This is a genomic window from Pseudomonas sp. LJDD11 (genome assembly GCF_024584215.1).
Lineage (GTDB): Bacteria > Pseudomonadota > Gammaproteobacteria > Pseudomonadales > Pseudomonadaceae > Aquipseudomonas.
Genome location: NZ_JANJFL010000030.1, coordinates 16,562 through 36,409 on the forward strand (window position 1 = coordinate 16,562; position 19,848 = coordinate 36,409).

At 54.5% G+C, this 19,848-nt stretch carries 16 protein-coding genes and 1 pseudogene; 3 read left to right on the plus strand and 14 right to left on the minus strand.

Annotated elements, in window-relative coordinates:
• Window positions 1-56: 56 nt before the first annotated feature.
• From NRB16_RS25115 to pyk, 9 genes are all read right to left on the minus strand, one after another.
• Window positions 57-1,307 carry a lactonase family protein gene (locus NRB16_RS25115; RefSeq protein WP_257107214.1) on the minus strand — a complete coding sequence of 417 codons (1,251 nt, stop codon included), beginning with the start codon at window positions 1,305-1,307 and terminating at the stop codon, window positions 57-59.
• A gap of 142 nt (window positions 1,308-1,449) precedes the next feature.
• Complete coding sequence (locus NRB16_RS25120) at window positions 1,450-2,433, minus strand: amidohydrolase (RefSeq protein ID WP_257107215.1); 984 nt, start codon at window positions 2,431-2,433, stop codon at window positions 1,450-1,452.
• A gap of 43 nt (window positions 2,434-2,476) precedes the next feature.
• Complete coding sequence (locus tag NRB16_RS25125; RefSeq protein ID WP_257107216.1) at window positions 2,477-3,208, minus strand: TerC family protein; 732 nt, start codon at window positions 3,206-3,208, stop codon at window positions 2,477-2,479.
• A 193-nt stretch (window positions 3,209-3,401) separates the two neighbouring features.
• Window positions 3,402-4,925: a 2,3-bisphosphoglycerate-independent phosphoglycerate mutase gene (gene gpmI / locus NRB16_RS25130; protein ID WP_257107217.1), complete on the minus strand. Its 1,524-nt coding sequence runs from the start codon at window positions 4,923-4,925 to the stop codon at window positions 3,402-3,404.
• An 11-nt stretch (window positions 4,926-4,936) separates the two neighbouring features.
• Entirely contained in the window at window positions 4,937-6,562 is a 1,626-nt protein-coding gene (locus NRB16_RS25135; RefSeq protein ID WP_257107218.1) for an NADP-dependent glyceraldehyde-3-phosphate dehydrogenase, read from the minus strand.
• Window positions 6,559-7,332, minus strand: a complete 774-nt coding sequence (tpiA, locus tag NRB16_RS25140; RefSeq protein WP_257107219.1) for a triose-phosphate isomerase — start codon at window positions 7,330-7,332, stop codon at window positions 6,559-6,561. The genes NRB16_RS25135 and tpiA overlap by 4 nt, the downstream gene beginning before the upstream one ends.
• Before the next feature lie 10 nt (window positions 7,333-7,342).
• Window positions 7,343-8,629, minus strand: coding sequence for a phosphopyruvate hydratase (gene eno / locus NRB16_RS25145; protein ID WP_373568508.1), 1,287 nt, complete (start codon window positions 8,627-8,629; stop codon window positions 7,343-7,345).
• 7 nt (window positions 8,630-8,636) lie between these two features.
• Window positions 8,637-8,810, minus strand: coding sequence for a hypothetical protein (locus NRB16_RS25150; RefSeq protein ID WP_257107221.1), 174 nt, complete (start codon window positions 8,808-8,810; stop codon window positions 8,637-8,639).
• An 11-nt stretch (window positions 8,811-8,821) separates the two neighbouring features.
• Window positions 8,822-10,270 carry a pyruvate kinase gene (pyk, locus tag NRB16_RS25155; RefSeq protein WP_257107222.1) on the minus strand — a complete coding sequence of 483 codons (1,449 nt, stop codon included), beginning with the start codon at window positions 10,268-10,270 and terminating at the stop codon, window positions 8,822-8,824.
• A gap of 543 nt (window positions 10,271-10,813) precedes the next feature.
• On the opposite strand from pyk, the pseudogene NRB16_RS29855 reads away from it, so the two are divergent.
• From NRB16_RS29855 to NRB16_RS25165, 3 genes and pseudogenes are all read left to right on the plus strand, one after another.
• A pseudogene (locus NRB16_RS29855) lies at window positions 10,814-11,572 on the plus strand (MCP four helix bundle domain-containing protein); the annotation flags it as partial.
• Window positions 11,567-12,430 carry a methyl-accepting chemotaxis protein gene (locus NRB16_RS29860; protein ID WP_373568509.1) on the plus strand — a complete coding sequence of 288 codons (864 nt, stop codon included), beginning with the start codon at window positions 11,567-11,569 and terminating at the stop codon, window positions 12,428-12,430. The pseudogene NRB16_RS29855 and the gene NRB16_RS29860, both read left to right, overlap by 6 nt.
• A 100-nt stretch (window positions 12,431-12,530) precedes the next feature.
• Window positions 12,531-13,448, plus strand: coding sequence for a GntR family transcriptional regulator (locus NRB16_RS25165; protein WP_257107224.1), 918 nt, complete (start codon window positions 12,531-12,533; stop codon window positions 13,446-13,448).
• 51 nt (window positions 13,449-13,499) lie between these two features.
• Here NRB16_RS25165 and NRB16_RS25170 read toward each other — a convergent pair whose 3' ends face one another.
• From NRB16_RS25170 to NRB16_RS25190, 5 genes are all read right to left on the minus strand, one after another.
• Window positions 13,500-14,558: an AbrB family transcriptional regulator gene (locus NRB16_RS25170; protein ID WP_257107226.1), complete on the minus strand. Its 1,059-nt coding sequence runs from the start codon at window positions 14,556-14,558 to the stop codon at window positions 13,500-13,502.
• The gene (locus NRB16_RS25175) at window positions 14,558-15,628 is read right to left on the minus strand and encodes a lactonase family protein (RefSeq protein ID WP_257107227.1); all 1,071 of its coding nucleotides are present in this window, start codon (window positions 15,626-15,628) and stop codon (window positions 14,558-14,560) included. Before NRB16_RS25175 ends, NRB16_RS25170 begins: the two co-directional genes overlap by 1 nt.
• 21 nt (window positions 15,629-15,649) lie before the next feature.
• Entirely contained in the window at window positions 15,650-16,135 is a 486-nt protein-coding gene (gene rraA, locus NRB16_RS25180; RefSeq protein WP_257107228.1) for a ribonuclease E activity regulator RraA, read from the minus strand.
• A complete protein-coding gene (acnA, locus tag NRB16_RS25185; RefSeq protein WP_257107229.1) occupies window positions 16,132-18,831 on the minus strand; it encodes an aconitate hydratase AcnA in 2,700 nt (899 codons plus the stop codon). The genes rraA and acnA overlap by 4 nt, the downstream gene beginning before the upstream one ends.
• A 124-nt stretch (window positions 18,832-18,955) precedes the next feature.
• The gene (locus NRB16_RS25190; protein ID WP_257107230.1) at window positions 18,956-19,837 is read right to left on the minus strand and encodes a LysR family transcriptional regulator; all 882 of its coding nucleotides are present in this window, start codon (window positions 19,835-19,837) and stop codon (window positions 18,956-18,958) included.
• Between the last annotated feature and the right edge of the window lie 11 nt (window positions 19,838-19,848).

The following is a 19,848-nucleotide window of genomic DNA, read 5'->3' on the forward strand; positions in this document are numbered from 1 at the left end:
GTCATAACCATCAAGCCTGGGCAAACATTGTGTATCTCCAGGCTTGATGGGGGCGTTTAAATGTCCATCCAGAGCAGCGATTTCTTCTCATCGTTCATTTCGTACTTACGCACGAAATCCAGTTTTCCGTCTTCTAGAATGCGGAAAATTGCCAGATTCGAACGGATCTTCCTCAGCGAGTCACCATCCTTGACCCAGACCGTCTTTTGATTCGCCACAACCAGCAGTTTGCCCGATGGATCGACCTTCATCGTCCGGCCTTCGATGCCTTCGGCGTCGATGATCTGGATCAGTTTAGGTTCACCCGTTGCCGGGTCGATTGAGAAAACCGCTACGTTGTTCTCGCCACCTGCACTTACTTGCTTACCATCCTGCTCCACCGTCGCGTCTGCCCGGTTTGTTACGTATAGAAATTTTCCGTTGTGATTGATCTGGATGACGCCACCCCGTTGGCGCGGCGTTTCAAGATTGGCTTTATCCTGAAGGGTATCAACATGAAAGGCCGGCCTTGTAGCCAAGGTGCCGTTGCTTTCCAGTGGATACATGTAGAGCTTGCTGCCGCGCTCCATGGATACATAAACCCAAGGCTGGCTAGGGTGGTAGGCCAAATGGCGTGGGCCGACGCCAGGGTCGATGGCCGAGGTCATCAGCTTTGCTAGCCGACCCTGGTCGTCGATGTTGAATGTGTTGATGCTGCCCGGCTGATCGGGCACTTGCCCGACTGCGTCATTCCCGCGTGCTAGCGCAACCACCGTCTTGTCACCTGGCGTGAACGTAACCTGATGGGTAAATATGCCTGCTTCGGGTACCTGATTCTGGGCAACCGCAGGGCTGACGCTACCGTCGTCTTTAATGGGGTGGACACTCAATGTGGCGGACTGGTTGTAGGCGACGACGGCGAAGTGATTTTGGTGATCCAACCCCAAGTTGATAGGCCGTTCCGGTAGCGTGATTGCTGTTCCGAACTGCCTGAGCTCGCCCGTCCCTGCATCGATTTTGTAGCTGTTCAGAACATGGGTGTCACCCTTGGCTCCGAGAGTCCCACTCCCGGCGTTGCTGGAGACTACATAGAGAATATCACCCGCATTATTTTTGACTGCGAACTGCACGTTGGCGGGCGCGAGGGTTTCACTCAAGTAGGTGAGAGAGGCGTTGTCTGGGTCAATGCTGTAGCCCAGGATTTTCTCCCCCAGGCTCGCGTACAGCAGTTCTGCATGATGAGTTGCTGGTGACGCTGGGTTGCCTGCAGCCAGAGCAACAGTGGGTAAAACAGCAGCGAGAAAAAAGGCGCTGAATATCGTCTTCATGGTGGCTTCTGCGGTGGTGGGATAATCGGCAGAAAGTCGGACTGGCGTCTAACACCAGAGACAGCCCGACAATCGCCAGGCTGCATCTGTCACTCAACAGGTGATCAGATGCATAGATCAAACAAGCTCTCTGATAGGCGAATCAGAACCGGTAAAGTCGTGCCGGGTTTTCAACGAGGATTTTGCTGATTTCCTCCCCGTTGCGTGTCCATACACTGAGCAAATCCATCATGCCGGCGTCGTCAGGCATGGCCTGGCGTTTGGTCTGCAGGCTGGGGTGAGGCCAGTCGGTTCCCCAGATCACTCTGTTTGGTGCAAGCTCGATCATGGTCTGGGCGAGTGACTTGATGTCCTCATAGGCCGGCCCACCCAATACTGAATCCTGATACGCCCCTGAAATCTTCACCCAGGCTCGATCCCGGCTCACCAGTTCCGCAATGAGTGCGTAGGCAGGGTGATCAATTCCGGCGGGATGCGGGATTCGACCAAAATGATCAAAAACGATTTGGACGGGCAGGTCGCTCAGTATTTCTTTCATGCCGAGCAACTCATCGGCACGCATATGAATCTCCACATGCCAGCCCATATCTGCGATACGGTGCGCCAATGGCTTTATCATCTGGGGAGTAGTGACACTTGCCACGCCCAGATTGAATCGAAGCCCACGAATTCCGGCCGCATCCAGTCTCTTCAATTCGGCAAGATCAACCTTGTCATCGACGACCGCAATGCCACGTGACGATGAGCCAAGTTGTGCCAAGGCTGCTACCAGACAGCTATTGTCCGTGCCGTAGGACGAGGGCTGGATCGCTACGCTACGACTCAGTCCCAGTCGGGATCGTAGCTTCAGGTAGTCTGCAACGCTTGCTGTGGGCAGATTTCGATCATCGACATAGGGGTAAGCCCTGTCATAGATATGATGGTGGCAGTCGCACGCCAGAGGAGGGGCTTTCAGAGCAGGCAAACCAGACCCTGCGCTAAAAGGGTAAGCCGTTTCAGCCCTCGTGAGTGGGGCGTGAGATCCGACGAGACCAACACCAGCAATCACCGTCATTGCTTTCACAAAGTCCCGGCGATTCATTTCCATACTGTTCATTTTTTTATCCTTGTTATCAGTACGCTTCATTCCCGACACGGGCGAGCCCTCAGTGAGGGCTTGCCCGTACCGACTAACCTTCCACTTTTTTCCTCTGGCTCGCTGTGCGCAGTCGAATGTTCAGCGCTTCGACGGCCAGAGAGAAGCCCATCGCGAAGTAGACGTATCCCTTCGGAATATGGAAATCGAGTGCCTCACCGATTAGCACGACACCCACGACAATCAAAAACGACAACGCTAGCATTTTCAGGCTCGGGTGTTTATCGATGAAATCGCTGATGGGCCCAGCCGCTAACATCATGAACAGAACCGCAACGATGATGGCTGCAATCATGACTGGAACGTGAGAAACCATACCGACTGCTGTAATCACTGAGTCCAGTGAGAACACGATGTCGATAATTGCGATCTGAATGAGGGTGCTGAGAAAGCCGCTACCTTTTTTGCCAGGCAACTCCGGGTCTTCTTCTGCGCCTTCTTCGGCTTGATAAATTTCGGTGCTGCTTTTCCAGATCAGGAACAGGCCGCCGAAAAACAGTATGAGATCGCGACCTGATATGCCTTCCCCGAGTACGTGGAAAAGATCCGCCGTCAGTCTCATGATCCAGGTGATCGATAGCAGCAGCAGGATCCTTGTCACCATTGCGAGGGCAAGGCCGAAAATCCTTGTCCTGGGCTGCATCGACTTTGGCATGCGGCTCACCAGAATCGAGATCATGATGATGTTGTCGATACCCAGAACAATCTCAAGAATGGTCAAGGTAAAGAACGCGACCCATATTTCTGGATTTGTAAGCCATTCCATAATGCGTATGTCTCTTGCTCTTACGTTAGAAAAAAGGGCGTGGGGCCCAAAACTGGAAGAAAAAGGGGCAGTCAGCATAGCGCTTATGCCCAGCGCTCAAATGAGCCAACGACCGTGTTTCAACATCGAAAACAGGGATAAAGACCAATAATATCGCCTGCCTGGCGATATCCTGACGTCGCCAACCGGTCAATCAGTCGAGGAGCAGAGATTGGCCCTCCATCTCTACGGGAATAGCTAGTTTCATGAGGTGCAGCAGGGTGGGTGCTATGTCACAGAGGCTGCCGTCTCGCAGTTGGCAATCCTGTGCCCGGTCACTGACGTAAATCAGAGGGACAGGGTTTAACGTATGAGCGGTGTGGGGCTGACCGGAGTCAGGATCCAGCATCTGTTCGACGTTTCCATGATCAGCCGTAATCAGGCATTCGCCTCCACTTTCAAGCGTGGCCTCAATCACGCGTTGCAGGCATTCATCCAGTGTCTCGACGGCTCTGACTGCAGCGTCAAAGTCTCCGGTATGCCCGACCATGTCGCCGTTCGCGTAGTTACAAACGATCAGATCAAAGGCGCCGCCGCGAATCGATTCAACCAATCGGTCAGTGAGCTCGTGTGCACTCATTTCCGGCTTTTCGTCGTAGGAGGCGACGGTCGGCGACGGAATCAAAATGCGCTCTTCTCCCGGGAAGGGCTGTTCGCGACCGCCGTTGAAGAAGAACGTGACGTGGGCGTACTTCTCGGTTTCGGCGATCCGCAGCTGAGTCTTGCCCAACTGGCCTAAGTACTCACCAAGACTGTTGTCAATCGACTCTGGCGGGAATGCACACAAGCTTCCCAGGTCTTGGGAATACTGCGTCAACGTCAGAAAGCGATCCTTGGCAATCGTGACTGGGCGGGCGAAATGATCGAAGGTCGTATTGATCAGCGCCTGGCTTAATTCCCGTGCTCGATCAGGGCGGAAGTTCAGAAACATCACGCCGTCAGCGGGTTCCATCCGCACCGGGTCGCCAATGACAGTCGCTTTGACGAATTCATCTGACTCTTCACGTTCGTAAGCGGCTTGAAGTGCATCAGATGCGCAAGCGCTCTGGTAATCCGCTTCGCCGCAGCTGACCAGCTTGTAAGCTGTTTCAACCCGCTGCCAGCGGTTATCCCTGTCCATCGCGTAGTACCGACCGACCACTGTCGCAATTCTGCCCGAGCCCAGGCTGGCAAGCTCACGCTCAAGTGACTCGATAGCCTCAAGTGCGCTGCGAGGCGGAGTATCTCGGCCATCGAGAAAGGCATGGACGAAAAAGCGCTTTACCCCTTTTTCGACAAGGATTTTGCAGGTTGCAATGATTTGGTCGACATGGCTGTGCACGCCGCCAGGTGAAAGCAAACCCAGCAAATGCACGGCGCCCTTTCTCTCTAGAACGCCGGTCAGCAAGGTGTTCAGCGCTTCGTTGTTGGCGAAATCACCGTCAACGATCGCTTTATTGATCCGTGTGAAACTCTGATATACCACACGGCCTGCGCCCAGGTTCATGTGGCCAACTTCAGAGTTGCCCATTTGCCCTTCAGGCAGGCCAACGGCCATGCCCGAAGTTGCGATACGAGCGTTTGGATACTGCTTGAGCAAAGCATCAAATACTGGTGTTTGGGCCGCTGCGAAGGCATTGGAATCCTTCGCATCACGCAAACCCACTCCATCCAGAATAATCAGTGTGCGAGCACTCATCGTTCAGCCACTCAGAAAATGTAATCGGTGGTCAGGAAGCTGGATTCCCGATTACGGATAATCTCGCTGATAAGCGCCTTATTGCCTTCCTGGAACTTGGTCGCAACCAGTGTGCGGATCGAAAATACCCGCAAGGCGTCGTCGACTGACAGGGTGCCTTCAGCAGAGTTTTTGCGACCGTTGAACGGGAAGGAGTCCGGGCCACGTTGGCACTGTGCATTCAGGTTGATGCGGCCGACCTGGTTGGCAAAGGCGTCGACCAGTCGGCCAACCTGAGCGGCATTGGTGCCGAAAATGCTCAGTTGCTGACCGAAGTCTGAGTCCAGCACGTAGTCAATCACTGTCTCGAGATCACGGTAGGGCACGATTGGAATAACCGGGCCGAACTGTTCTTCCTGGTATACGCGCATGTCCGCAGAGACCGGGTAGAGTACGGCCGGGTAGAAAAAAGACTCACGGGTGGAGCCGCCGCCTTCGTTTACGACCTTCGCGCCTTTTGCCACAGCATCCTCAACCAGGCCGGTCAGGTAATCCGTTTTCCCTGGTTCCGGCACGGGTGTCAGCGAAACGCCGGACTCCCAAGGCATGCCAGGTTTGAGCGCTGCCACTTTGCTGTTGAATTTTGACACGAACGCGTCGGCGACATCCTCATGAACGAACAGGATTTTCAGCGCAGTGCAACGTTGGCCGTTAAACGATAAGGAGCCGGTCACCGCTTCGCTGACGGCGTTGTCAAGGTCGACTTCCGGCAGTACGATGCCTGGGTTTTTGGCGTCCAGACCCAATACAGCGCGCAGGCGGTAAGGTTTTGGATGCAGTTTTTTGAGTGCGCTCGCACCTTTGTTGGTGCCAATGAAAGCGAAAATATCGACCTTGCCGCTGGCCATCAGCGCGCTGACCGTTTCGCGTCCGCTGCCGTAGATTACGTTGATGACGCCAGCGGGGAAGCTGTCGCGGAATGCTTCCAGCAATGGGCGAATCAGCAAGACGCCGAATTTCGCGGGTTTGAATACCACGGTGTTGCCCATGATCAGCGCGGGAATCAACGTAGTGAACGTTTCATTGAGCGGATAGTTGTAGGGACCCATGCACAGTGTTACGCCCATTGGTACACGGCGGATCTGCCCCAGCGTATCTTGTTCAAGCTCGAACCGACTTGAGCGTCGATCAAGCTTTTTCAGCGCATTGATAGTGTCGACAATGTAGTCACACGTGCGGTCAAACTCTTTCTCCGAGTCCTTGAGGTTTTTGCCGATTTCCCACATCAAAAGCTTCACGACCGCTTCGCGCTGAACGCGCATGCGGGCCAGGAAGGCTTCAACGTGCTGGATGCGTTCGGCAACTCGCATCAGTGGCCATGCGCCGTGGCCGTTATCGTATGCTTTCACCGCTGCATCAAGGGCGACCAGTGCGGTCTCGGCATCCAGTTGCGGAGTGCTACCGAGTACAACGGGCTCATCGCCGCTTCGTGTACTCAGGAATACCGGGCTGCGTACGGAGCCCAGCGGGCCGTGCCACGTCTGCAGGGCACCATTGACCAGGTATTCACGCTGCTCAATTATTTCGCCGAGACGATACTGTTCTGGAATGTCTGAGGCTGAAGGGAACACATTTTCGAGAAGGCCTGTGGTGCTCATGCTGTACCTCTTGGATTTATTCTTGCGGCATTGCAGATGGCGATGAACGAGGCGGCATCCAGTGATGCACCACCAATCAGTCCACCATCAATGTCGGGCTGTGAGAAAAGGGCTTTTGCGTTATCTGCCTTGACACTACCGCCGTAAAGAATCTGAAGATCGATGGCTGCCTGCTTGTTGAAGCTACCAATCACACCTCTGATATGCTGATGCACTGCCTGGGCTTGTTCAGGGGATGCGGTTTCGCCGGTGCCAATTGCCCAGACGGGTTCGTAAGCAATCACGCCGCGCGTCAGTTTCTCAATCCCTGCATGCTTGATGACGGCAGTCATCTGGGTTGTCACCACGCTATTGGTGATTCCTGCGCGGCGTTCATCCAGTGTTTCTCCTACGCAAAGCACAGGAATGAGTCCTTGCTCTATCGCCGCTGCAAACTTTTGGGCGACCACTTCATTGGTTTCTCCAAACAACGCTCTGCGCTCAGAGTGGCCAACAAGCACATAGCGACAACCGATATCGCGAAGCATTGAGGCGCTGACCTCACCTGTGAATGCCCCGTGGGTCGCGGGGCTCAAATTTTGAGCGCCGAGTACGACGTTGGTGTCTTGAAGGTGCGCTGCTACCGATGCCAGGTAGGGGAACGGTGGACAAATCGCAACCTCAAGGTGGCCTTCGTTTGTCTGGCTGGCCAGGACGTTTCTGAGGAGCACCTCATTGGTCTGCTGGTCGCCGTTCATTTTCCAGTTGCCAATGACAAGATTAGGCTTCATGGAAGGCCTCCTATGCGTTGCGCTTGAGCAGTGGCTCAGCGCTGTAGGGGGCAGACTCCTGAAGCGCTGCCTCGATACGAAGCAGACGGTTGTATTTACCGACGCGGTCGGAGCGGCAAAGGGAGCCTGTCTTGATCTGACCTGCGCAGGTCGCTACTGCAAGATCGGCGATAGTCGTATCTTCTGTTTCGCCCGAGCGGTGAGAAATCACGGCGGTATAACCCGCGTCCTGCGCCATGCGGATAGCGTCCAGTGTTTCGCTGAGGCTCCCAATCTGGTTGAACTTGATCAGGATCGAGTTAGCGATGCCTTTCTCGATGCCTTCGCGCAGGATGGAGGTGTTGGTGACAAACAGATCGTCACCAACCAGTTGAACCCGTGAACCCAGCTTTTTGGTCAGCGCAGCCCAGCCTACCCAGTCGCTCTCGTCCATGCCGTCTTCTATCGAGATAATTGGGTACTTGTCACATAGCGATGCCAGATAGTCTGCGAAACCTTCGGAGTCGAAAGATTTGCCCTCACCAGCCAGTACGTATTTGCCATCTTTGTAGAATTCGGATGCGGCGCAATCCAGCGCCATGGTGATGTCTTTACCCAGCTCGTAGCCGGCGCGTTCGACGGCTTCTTTGATGACCACCAACGCTTCTTCGTTCGAGCTCAGCGAAGGAGCAAATCCTCCTTCATCACCCACGGCGGTACTAAGCCCGCGTTCTGTCAGCACTTGCTTGAGGGTGTGGAAAATTTCGGCGCCAATGCGCAGTGCTTCTTTGAACGATGGTGCGCCAACCGGCTGAATCATGAACTCTTGAATGTCGACGTTGTTATCAGCGTGTTCGCCACCATTGATGATGTTCATCATGGGGACTGGCATGCTGAAGCGACCAGCCTGGCCGTACAGCGCAGCAAGGTGCTGGTAAAGCGGGATCGATTTGTACTCAGCAGCGGCTTTGGCAGTTGCTAGAGACACGGCCAGAACCGCGTTGGCGCCCAGATTGCGTTTACTGTCCGTACCGTCGAGCTCTATCATCGCGGCATCAATTGCCCGCTGGTTGAGAGCGTCCATGCCGACGATCTCATCTCGAATGGCGGTGTTCACATTGGCAACGGCCTTGAGAACGCCTTTACCTTTGTAACGTATGCCGCCATCGCGCAGCTCCAGCGCTTCGCGAGACCCAGTAGAAGCACCCGACGGTACGCTTGCTGTTGCTTTGATACCGCCCGCCAATGTCACTACGGCCTCGACGGTTGGGTTGCCGCGCGAGTCCAGGATTTCATGAGCGACGACATTTACGATCATGCTTTTGTTAGTCATTTTTATGATTACCTTGCAAAGGGGTATCTTGCTGGACGGTGACAGCAACGGTTGGCGAGACGTCATCGATCTGCAGCTCTTGCTGTTCCGCGTACTGAGCGCGGATGTCGAAGTCGCGTGGCCAGTTTTCGGTCGCTTCACCTTTAGCGTTATTCGTGCTCTGCATAGTGATGCTCCTCAGCGAATCGCTTCGCCGACCCGGACTACCCGGAGTGAGTTCGTCCCGCCTTGGGCGTTGGCGTAATCACCTTTCGTAATCAATACGTGATCGCCATCAGCCACAACCCCTCGACGCACTAGCTCATCTACGGCGCGGTGATTAACTTCCTCGTTGGGATAGTCGTCGGAGTCGAACGGGATGGTCGTGACGCCGCGAAACATCGTGACCCGGTTCTGAGTGCGGGTATTTCTCGAAAAGGCGAAGATGGGCAGGTGTGAGCGAATACGCGACATCAGTCGAGGCGTATCGCCACTTTCAGTCATGCAGATGATCGCTTTGACACCGTGCAGGTGGTTGGCGGCGTACATGGCAGACATCGCGACCGATTCGTCAATCTTGTGAAAGACCTCATCAACGCGGTGCTTTGATCGGTGTGCCAATGGATGCTTTTCTGCGCCCATGATCACCCGATGCATAGCATCAACGGTTTCAACAGGGTAGGCACCAGCTGCTGTCTCTGCAGAAAGCATGACCGCATCAGTGCCATCGAGCACGGCGTTTGCCACATCGAACACTTCCGCGCGAGTCGGCATCGACTGAGTGATCATGGTTTCCATCATTTGGGTCGCGGTGATCACAACGCGATTGAGTGCGCGAGCTCGATCAATGATCAGCTTTTGCACGGCAACCAGTTCGGCATCACCAATTTCGACCCCCAGATCCCCGCGTGCCACCATCACCGCTTCTGACGCTTCGATGATTGCATCAAGGATGCTCACATCGTTGACGGTTTCTGCGCGCTCAATTTTGGCGACCAGTCCGGCCTCGCCGCCCGCTTCATGTAATAGCTGGCGAGCCAGGTGGATGTCTGCTGCATCCCGTGGGAAGGACACTGCGAGATAGTCGACCTTCATGGTCGCAGCGGTCTTAATGTCGACGCGATCCTTTTCTGTCAGCGCCGACGCCGAAAGGCCGCCTCCCTTGCGGTTGATGCCCTTGTTATTAGAGAGGGGGCCGCCGACGATGACCTCGCACTGCAACTTGGTTTCTTCAACGCGAAGAACTTTGAGCTCAATTCGTCCATCGTCCAGCAGAAGGATGTCATCCGGACGGCTGTCAGTGATCAGTGCTTCGTAGTCGATCCCCACTCGGTGATGATCACCAGCATTTTTGTCCAGGGAGGCATCCAGCACGAACTGCTGTCCTTTTTGAATGACCACCTTACCTTCTGCAAACCGGGCGATACGAATCTTCGGGCCTTGCAAGTCAGCCAGCACGGCCACAAAGCGTCCATTCTTTGCGGCCAGCTCCCGTACCAGAGTTGCCCGGGCAATGTGATCTTCAGCGCTTCCATGGGAGAAATTAAGACGCACTACATCAACACCGGCCTTGATCAGCCCCTCGATGGCCTCCCTGGTTTCGGTGGCGGGGCCGAGGGTGGCAACGATCTTGGTTCTTCTCTGCATTACGGGGTTCCTTGAGGAATTTTGTAGGTAATGGTGCAAAATGGATTTTTACGCGTAAATAACCAGATTCTATTTGTTGGCTGAAAGCCAGTTCGACGCGTTTCAATGCGTTTCGAAAACCCGTTTTACGGCCTTTTTACTCTAATTTATCTTGATTTTATGCGCTAAAGTAGCTCGTCTTTTGGCCGAATCAATGATGTGTGGGTTCAAAAAGATTCGCACATTGTAGCGTTAAAATGCAATATTATTTTGGTAGTGTCAGCTGGCTTTCCAGATCTGACTGAATCGCCGGTGCTGTTCGACTGCAGCCCTCGCGCTCGAAGGGGCGTTACTGCACGCGGCAGCAAGAGGTTGAGGTTCGAACGCATAACAAGAAATCGCGGCTTAACCGCCAAGCGCACCCACTTCCAACGCTGGTAAACAAAACATGCCAACTGAAAAGCTCTGTGGTACCGGGCACCGGGAAATCTCTCAGTCTCAGCAATTTTTTACCGAGGTTCTGTCCTCGCTCATTTCGTTCGCCAAGGGGCTCTTCCAATGTTGATGAGGAAGATTCGGATTGCTCCCCGGGCGTTTATAGGATTCGCAGCCATCGCATTGCTGAGCGTGTTCCTCGGGTTGTTCGCGCTGAAGCAGATTCGAGATGTCCAGGTGCAAGCCGCCGATATCCAGGACAATTGGATGCAGCGTGTCCGAGCGTTGGGGGCCTCCAATGCATCATTGAACCGTTACCGAATGGGTTCCATGCAGCACATTCTGTCGACCACTGATGATGAGATGCAGTCTTACGAGGAAAAGACCGCTGGGCGTTTGAAGAGTGTGCGTGAGCAGATGGCGACCTATGCAAATCTGTTGACGACAGATGATGATAAAAACCGATTGGAGGCGTTTAACCGTAGCCTGGAAACGTATGCCAAAAATCATCTTGAGTTGCTAAGGCTTTCACGTCAGGGGGATAAAACCCGTGCACGCGCTTATCTGATGACGATTCGAGACTCTTACGATCAGATGACCAAAAACTTTGACGACCTGATTGATCGGGCAAATGAGGGTGCCGAACTTGCGGGTCAGCACTCTGACAGGGCCTACTCGAAGGCCGTGCAAGGCATTAGCCTGGTTATCTTGCTGGTGGGCATCGGCACGATACTAGTGGCGTGGTTGCTCACCCGTAGTATCACATTGCCCATCATGGCTGCAGTGCAGGTGGCCGAAACTATCGCAAAGGGCGATCTGACCAAGCCGATCAATCCCGAAGGAAACGACGAGGCGAGCCGCTTGCTTGCAGCGCTGGCCACCATGCAGGGCAGCCTGCTTACTACTCTCAAACAAATTACGGGCTCTTCCACGCAGTTGGCATCTGCCGCCGAAGAGCTAAACGCGGTAACGGTTGAGGGGAGCCGGGATCTGCAACAGCAGCACGGTGAGATTGAGCAGGCAGCTACGGCTGTCACGGAGATGACCGCCGCGATTGAAGAGGTCGCGAGGAACGCTTCATCAACGTCTGACCTATCGCAAGAGTCCCGGGCGATTGCTCTGAAAGGGCAGCAGCGAATGATGGAGGCGTTGTCTGCAATCCAGGGCCTGACTCACGGTGTAGCCATAAGCTCCGAGCAGGTAGGTGGGCTTGCCGATCAGGCTCAAGGCATTGGCAAGGTGCTTGATGTCATACGTACAATTGCTGAACAGACCAATTTGCTCGCACTCAATGCCGCCATTGAGGCTGCACGGGCGGGCGAGGCGGGCAGGGGGTTTGCAGTAGTTGCTGATGAAGTACGGGCGTTGGCTCACCGGACAGCTCAATCGACCCGTGAAATCGAGGAAATGATTGGTAGTATCCAGAAAGGCACTGCTGACGTGGTTGGTACCATGCAAACCAGCAGTAACATGACTCACCAGACCCTGGAGCTTGCGGAGTTAGCCAAAGTTGCGCTGGAAGAGATTGTCTCGGCGAATGATGAGATCAATGACCGAAATCTGGTGATCACCACTGCGGCTGAAGAACAGGCGCATGTGGCTCGCTCAGTGGATCAGAATCTGCTCAATATCAGAGAGCTTTCGATTCAGTCTTCCGAAGGCTCGCGTCAAACCACGGCAGCTTCGCAGTCATTGGCCAATCTGGCTTCAGAGCTCAACACCATGGTTAGGCACTTCCAGATCTGAAAATGCGCCAGGAACCCTTCGCTGGACTTATACTCCGGCAGCACTGGCCACGCCAGCGAAGGATCATCGTTCAAGTTTTTAACAAGTCAGTGAGTGAAGAATGGCTTCAAGCGCTCTAGTACAAAGGATCGTCGCAGAAATCCGCCAGAAAATTCAGGTCAAAGAACTTGAAGTGGGTGCGCACATGAGCGCCCAGAAAGTGGCTGATGAATTCAAAGTGTCCCGGTCTCCGGCCCGTGAGGCCTTGGTCACGCTTGCGAATGATGGCTACTTGGAGCAATTTGCCAACCGGGGTTTCTTCGTCCTGGAGCGGGCGCATGAAGTCATTGCACTCAATGACGAGGTGCGATCACTCGAAGAACCTGAGGAGTATTACCGGCTCTCCGAAGATTGGCTGAACAATCTGATTCCTCAGGAAGTGACCGAGCAGTTCTTGCGTAACCGATACGGCCTGACCAAGGTGCAAGTAATCGATATTCTCAACCGGGCCGCCAAGGTGGGTTGGGTAGAGCCTAAGCCTGGATACGGCTGGCGCTTCCTGGATGTTGCGAAGACTCCAGAAACGCTGGAGCAAATTTACAAGGTCAGGTCGCTCATCGAGCCAGCAGCATTACTTGAGTCGACCTACCAGCATGACATGGAAGTCCTGCGTCGCCTGAAGAAGGAACAGCAGGACATGCTGGACGGTGGGATTGATACGCTGCCAGCTGATGTGCTGCTCAAAAACGGTATCCGCTTTCATGAAGAGTTCATCAAACTCTCCGGGAATCCGCTTTACCTGATGATCCTCAAACAGATGAACAACATGCGTCGTCTGCTGGAGTACCGCTCAATGATCGACCGCAAGCGCCTTTACAAGCAGTGTACCGAGCATATTCAGATGATCGAGCTGGTGGAGCAGGGCAACAACCTGGACGCGGCACATTTGATGAAGCGTCACCTCAGTGGGTCGTTTGCTCGCAAGTCGCCGATTCTTAAGTTGCGGGTTGAAGATCAGACCTCCACCGAAAATGCCTAATGGTCGTGTAGGGCCTTTCGACTAAGGTCGAGCAACCCTACACCAATACCTTCAGTCGACCTTCTGTTCCTGTGAGGAGCGCCGCTTTACCCAGCAGTTATGAATTGGCTCAGCAAACAGCATCACCACGATCAACCGCATGATCTGCATCGCCGTCACCAATCCTACCGCCAAATGCAAAGCCTCTGCGGTGAGGTACATCTCTGTGCTGCTGCCCGGCATCATGCCCAGCGCAAGTGTGGAGGTCGGTAGACCGATGATGTGGCTCAAGAGCCACGCCACCAGGACGGTAAAGCCAATCATCGACAGCGTAAAGGCGGCCACCTTCAGCAGGTAAGTCGGGGCTGACTTGAAGAACTGCCGGTCAAAATGGATGCCCAATGCGCAGCCGATCATCAGTTGTCCGTAATGGCTCAGTTCCACCGGTAACGCCATCTGCAGATCAAACAGCGCCGTACAGATCGCACACAGCGCCATTGGGCCAAACATCCAGGGGTTTGGCCAGCCGAGGCGCTTCCAGGTCATGGCCACCAGCGCCCCTCCCAAGAGCATCGGAGCCAGCCAGCGCCAATCTGTTGGCAGCCTGGCATAGGACGCGTTGGGCAAAATGTGCGCTAGATAAAACATGGTAGGCGGCACGCACAGAACGATTAGTACCAGCCTGACGCTGTGGGCTGCAGCGATTTTCCCTACATCAGCCTCATGCCGGATTCCTAGCTGGATCATCTCCGCAAAATTTGCCGGCATGAATGCGAAATAGGCGGTAGTCAGATCCATTCCACGGCGATGCATGAAGCTGATACCCACGAGTGCGATCCCTAGTGTAAGGAAGGCCACAAACAGCATCATGGGAAAGCGTTGGATGATCTCGTCCAGTACCAGAGGTGTGAAATGCAGGCCGATGGATGTTGCGATCATCCATTGGCCGGAAATTCTTCCTTTTGGGATTTCGCTAACATGCCAGCCGATGCACCGCACCAGGATGATGGCCAGCATCGAGCCGATTATCCACGGCAACGGCCAATGCAACCAGGTCGCAAGCATCGCACCGCATATGCCCAAGACGGGCGTTCCCCACCACGTGCTAAATCCCTTTAGAAATAATTTCATTAGGCAAAATCGCGACGGTCAGCGAACACCATACATACCGGACTGCCTGTTTCCACAATGTGCCCTGTCTGGCTCAGGCGCCCAGTTGCGGGATCGACCGAGAATGTGATGATGGTGTCGGTATCCTCGTTCGCCGCATACAGGAACTGGCCTGACGGACTTAGCGCAAAGAAGCGGGGCGTCTGACCGCCAGTAGGGAATGCTTCGACAAAGGTGAGCAACCCGTTCTGTTGATTGATAGAGAACAGCGCAATACTGTCGTAGCCCCGATTGGACGCGTAAAGAAACAGACCAGCTTTATCCACTTCAATCTCAGCAGCCCGGCTGGTGCCGACGAAACTCTCTGGCAGCGATGAGAGCACCTGTAATGCAGTCAGCCCCCCGGTTGCACTGTCGAACCCGTAAGTGGTGGCGGTCGAATCCAGTTCGTTAATAGCGTAGGCAAGTGGCAGGGTCGGGTGAAATGCAATATGCCGTGGCCCGGCACCTTCACGGCTTACTACATAGGGCACGCTGGCTGGTATGAATGTGCCGCTGGTGGAGTCGAACTCGAAGCTAAAAACCCTGTCCAGCCCTTTGTCCGGAACGATGATAAAGCGCCCGCTCGGATCAAATGGGTTGAAATGGGGCTTCGCATGGTTTTGTTCTATGCGATGGGGCCCTATTGGCCCTTCCATAATCGTGCATTGAACAAGCTCGCCGAGTTTCCCGTCGGTCTGGATCTCGATCACTGCGAGTGAGCCGCTTGAATGGTTGCTGACCACCAGAAAGCGATTTTCGGGGTCAATAGCCAAGTGAACCGGGTTGAGGCCTCCCGTCGTAACGGTGTTCAGTAACGACAAAGACCCATCTTGGTTGATCGAGAACGCGCTGGCTTCTTCGCGATCCCCATGCACGCAGTACAGAAAATTCTGGTTCTTGCTCAAAGTCAGGAAGGAGGGGTTGGTCAGCCTGTCCACGAGCTGAATGTGGGCAAGTGATCCTGTCGCCTGATCAACCTTGTAAACATTGATTCCATCCCCGCGAGCGTTTCTTTCTCGCGTTGTGCGGCATCCAACGTATGCGTACATACACAGCTCCGAGTTAAAAAGTCAGGCGATCAAACTCGCGTCTGATGCTGTTAAGACAAGCAAACCATCTTCGTCGGCGACGATCAGGTCACCGGGCTGAACAGTAATGTGGGCGAGTGTGACCGCAATCCCGCAAAGGCCTTGACCTTGTCGGTTAGAGCCTTTGGGTACAGCCCCCAATGCTCGAACGCCGATATCCATCGCAGCGATGCGTCTGACGTCGCGCAAACACCCATTAATGACGATCCCTTCCCAACCGTTATCTATCGCTATCTGAGCGCTCATGTCACCGAACACGGCACAACGTTCGCTGCCGCCTGCGTCGACGACTAGCACTTTGCCGCGCCCATCTGTGGCGATGGCTTCCTTGATCCTTGAGCTGTCTTCGTAGCACTTGATAGTGACCGCCTCGCCCCTGAACTGATGCCGTCCCCCAAAGCTTTTAAAACGCGGTGGAAGAAACTGAGCGCGCTCTTTCAACTGGTCACAGATTTCGGTGGTGTTCATGCGCAGCTCTCCACAGATTTTTTCGTGTTGGAAACGACTTTTCTGACTACGTAAGGAAGAATGCCGCCTTGGCGCAGGTACAGAATTTCCTGGCTTGAATCGATCTTCAGGACGAGCTCGAATGGGCACTGCTGGCCATTTCTTGTGATGAGCAACCGAATTGAGTTGACCCCTACGGTCAAGCTGTCCAGTCCATTCAGGTCAAACTGCTCAGATCCATCGAGCGAGAGGTCGGCTGCGCTTTGGCCTGCGTTGAATTCGATCGGGAACACACCCATGCCAATGAGGTTACTGCGGTGGATTCGTTCGAAGCTTCGAGCCACCACCGCTTTCACCCCTAGGGTCGCCTGAGCCTTTGCCGCCCAGTCCCTGCTTGAACCCGCTCCGTAGTTGAAGCCTGCGAATATCAGCAGTGGGATCTTGTTTTCGACATAAGTTAGCGCTGCGTCGTAAACGCGCATGACCTCACCGGAGATGTTTTTTGCCCAGCCACCTGCGGCAGGCTGTTCCAGCAGCAATTGATTTTTCACCGCCCGGTTAACGAAAGCTCCACGCATCATCACTTCGTGGTTGCTGCGTCGAGTCGAGTATTGGTTTAGATCGTCAGCTGCCTCACCACGATGAAGTAGCCACTGCCCAGCCTGGCTTTCGCTAGGGATCGCACTCGCAGGGGAGATGTGGTCGGTGGTCACGTTATCGCCCAGCACCATCAGAGGGCGAGCGCCTGTGATGGTCAGCGATTCAGCGGGCAGTGCGCTGACGCCTTGAAGATAAATGGGGCGGCGCAGGTAGGTAGATGCCGGATCCCATGGAAACTGGACACTGCCAACCGCTGACAGTTGTTGCCAATGATGAGTGCCGTTCCAAAGTGTCGCATTGCGTCTGCGAAACAGCTCCGGCAATACGGTGCACTTGACCAGTGCGTTCACCTGGTCGTCATGCGGCATTAGCTCATGTAGAAACACATCGTTACCGTCAGGATCTTTGCCCAAGGGTTGATGCTGGATATCAGTGTTTATCGTGCCCGCGATTGCATAGGCGACAACCAAAGCAGGTGATGCCAGGTAGCCGATCTGGACTTTCGGATTGACCCGACCTTCAAAGTTGCGGTTTCCAGAAAGCACCACAACGGTCTTGAGGCCTTCATCGGCGAACGTTTCCATGTGCGGTTCCAGCTTGCCGGAGTTACCGATACAGGTCATGCAACCAAAGCCGGCCAGATCGAATCCCAGCGCTGAGAAATCAGCCATCAAATCTGCGTTTTCGAGGTAGTCGGCGACTACCTGCGAGCCAGGTGACAAAGACGTTTTTACCCAAGGTTTACGCTGCAAGCCACGAGCCCGAGCATTGCGCGCAAACAGACCCGCCTGAACCATCTGGCTGGGGTTGGCAGTATTTGTGCAGCTGGTAATAGCGGCGATCGAGATCACGCCATGGCTTACAGCCTCGCCAAAAGACGGTTCGAAGAAAGTGGCGTTCTCGTCGGCGGTAGTTGCTATCACATCGGCACCTTCTCCCATGATGTCCTGGCGGAATGAGAGCGCTGCATCTGAGAGTTTGCGCCATTGATGCGGTTGATGCGGGCCTGCAACGCTCAACTCGATAGCGTTCAGGTCTAGCTCGATCACTTCCGTGAATTGCGGCTCAGGATCGCTGTCATGACGCCATAGCGCTTGAAGAGGCAGGTAAGCGTCAATTTTTGCCAGGGCGTCATCGTCGCGTCCGGTCAGACGCATGTATTGCATCGTCGTATCATCGAATGGGAAAAATACTACGGTCGCCCCGTACTCTGGCGCCATATTTGAGAGCGTTCCACGAGCGGCCCAACTCAGTCCTGATAACCCCGGCCCGCAGAACTCGACGAATTTACCAACCACGCCCCGTGCGCGCAGGATTTGGGTGACGCGCAGTGCCAGGTCAGTGGCGGTGACACCTGGGCGCAAGCGGTTGGTCAGACGGATGCCTATGACCTCGGGGAAGCTGATAGGAACAGGTTCTCCGAGCATGGCTGCCTGGCCCTCAAGTCCGCCGACGCCCCAACCGAGAATACCGATCGCGTTGATCATGGGTGTGTGGCTATCGGTCGCGACCATGTCATCAGGGTGCAGCAATGGCTCGCCATCAGTAGTGCTGCTTTCCCAGACAACCCTACCCAGCGATTCCATGTTCACTTGGTGGATGATGCCGGTGCCAGGCGGCACTACCTTGAAGTTGTCCAGGCTCTCCTGTGCCCATTTGATGAAGCGATAGCGCTCAGAATTTCGGCGATAGTCGATGTCCAAATTGCGTTCTACCGAATCTGCCTCTGCATAGCTTTCCACGATGACGGAGTGGTCGATGGTCAGCACTGCGGGAATCATCGGATTCATCGTGGCTGATGTTCCGCCCATCTCACTGACCATGTCTCGCATACCGGCGAAATCCGCCAGTGCAGGCAAGCACGTGGTGTCGTGAAACATTAGACGATTTGGAAAAAAAGGCACTTCGCAGTCTGTTCGTTGAGTATCCAGGCACTCCAGGAAGTCTGGCAACGAGCCTGGTGAGCAGCGTGCGACGTTCTCCAGCAAAATCCGCAGCGAATAGGGAAGAGTGATGAGCTTGTCCGCTGAAACGACTTTTTTGAGATCAACAAAGGCGTACTCGAGCTCACCTATGTGGAGATGATTGAGAAACCGTGGGTCGATGGCTGAAATCATATGACCTGCAACTGGCGTTCGTGAGTCGGAGATGCTTGGCACCGATTGATACAGTGATCCTAAGCAACGGCCCCCTCTGCGAAAATTGATCCTTCAAGAAGGAGGCGTTCTCCTCATGTGAACGTTAAGCCGTCAGGTGCCCTACAAACGCTTTCACCGTGGGTGCCAATGCTTCAAAGTTTCGAGACACGATGTTCAGTTGCCGGTGCGCCCAAGGTTCTTCCAGGGTGATGGCATGCAGATGCAGTGGCTTGAGATATCGCCGCAGAACATCACGAGGCAGGATACAAATGCCCAGATTTGCCGAGGCCATCTGGCACATGCATTCAAAACTGGTGACGCGAATTCGCTGCCGCACTGATGTACCAAGCTTACTGGCATGCTCAGAAAGCAGGTTGTGGACGGAGCTTTCCTGATGGGGGCCGATAAACTCGTACGACAATGCTCGTTCGAAGCTGACACCTGTGAATTCAGCCAATGGGTGTGTGTCGGACACCGCGACAACAAGTTCATCAGCACGGTAAGCGATCGAATCGAGCCCCATCGCGGGTGTCTGCTCCGCGATGATCCCAAGATCAGCGCGACCGTCTGCCACAGCTCTCACGATGGCTGCACCAACCCGTTCCTCAATGTCGAACTTGATCTCTGGATAACTGTTCAGGAAGCGACTGATATCCAGAGTCAGGTGCTGCGCCAGTGCTGAGGTAATAGCGTGCAAGCGGATATGGCCTTTGGTACCGGAGCCGTATTCACCCAGCTCAGAATCCATTTTCCCCAGTGTTTCCATCAATTGTACGGTGTAATGCCTTAATGACTGACCCGCCGGGGTTAGCTCCATCCCGCGTGGGTACCTGACAAACAAACTCGCCCCGACCTTGGCTTCCAGCTCGCTGATCCGTTTGCTGACAGCAGAAGTCGCCAGATGGCAGCGTTCGGCTGCCCTGGTAAGGTTTCTCTGCTCAGCAACCGCCATGAATATTTCCAGGCTCAGCAGGTCGTGGCGCATTTTTCGTCTCG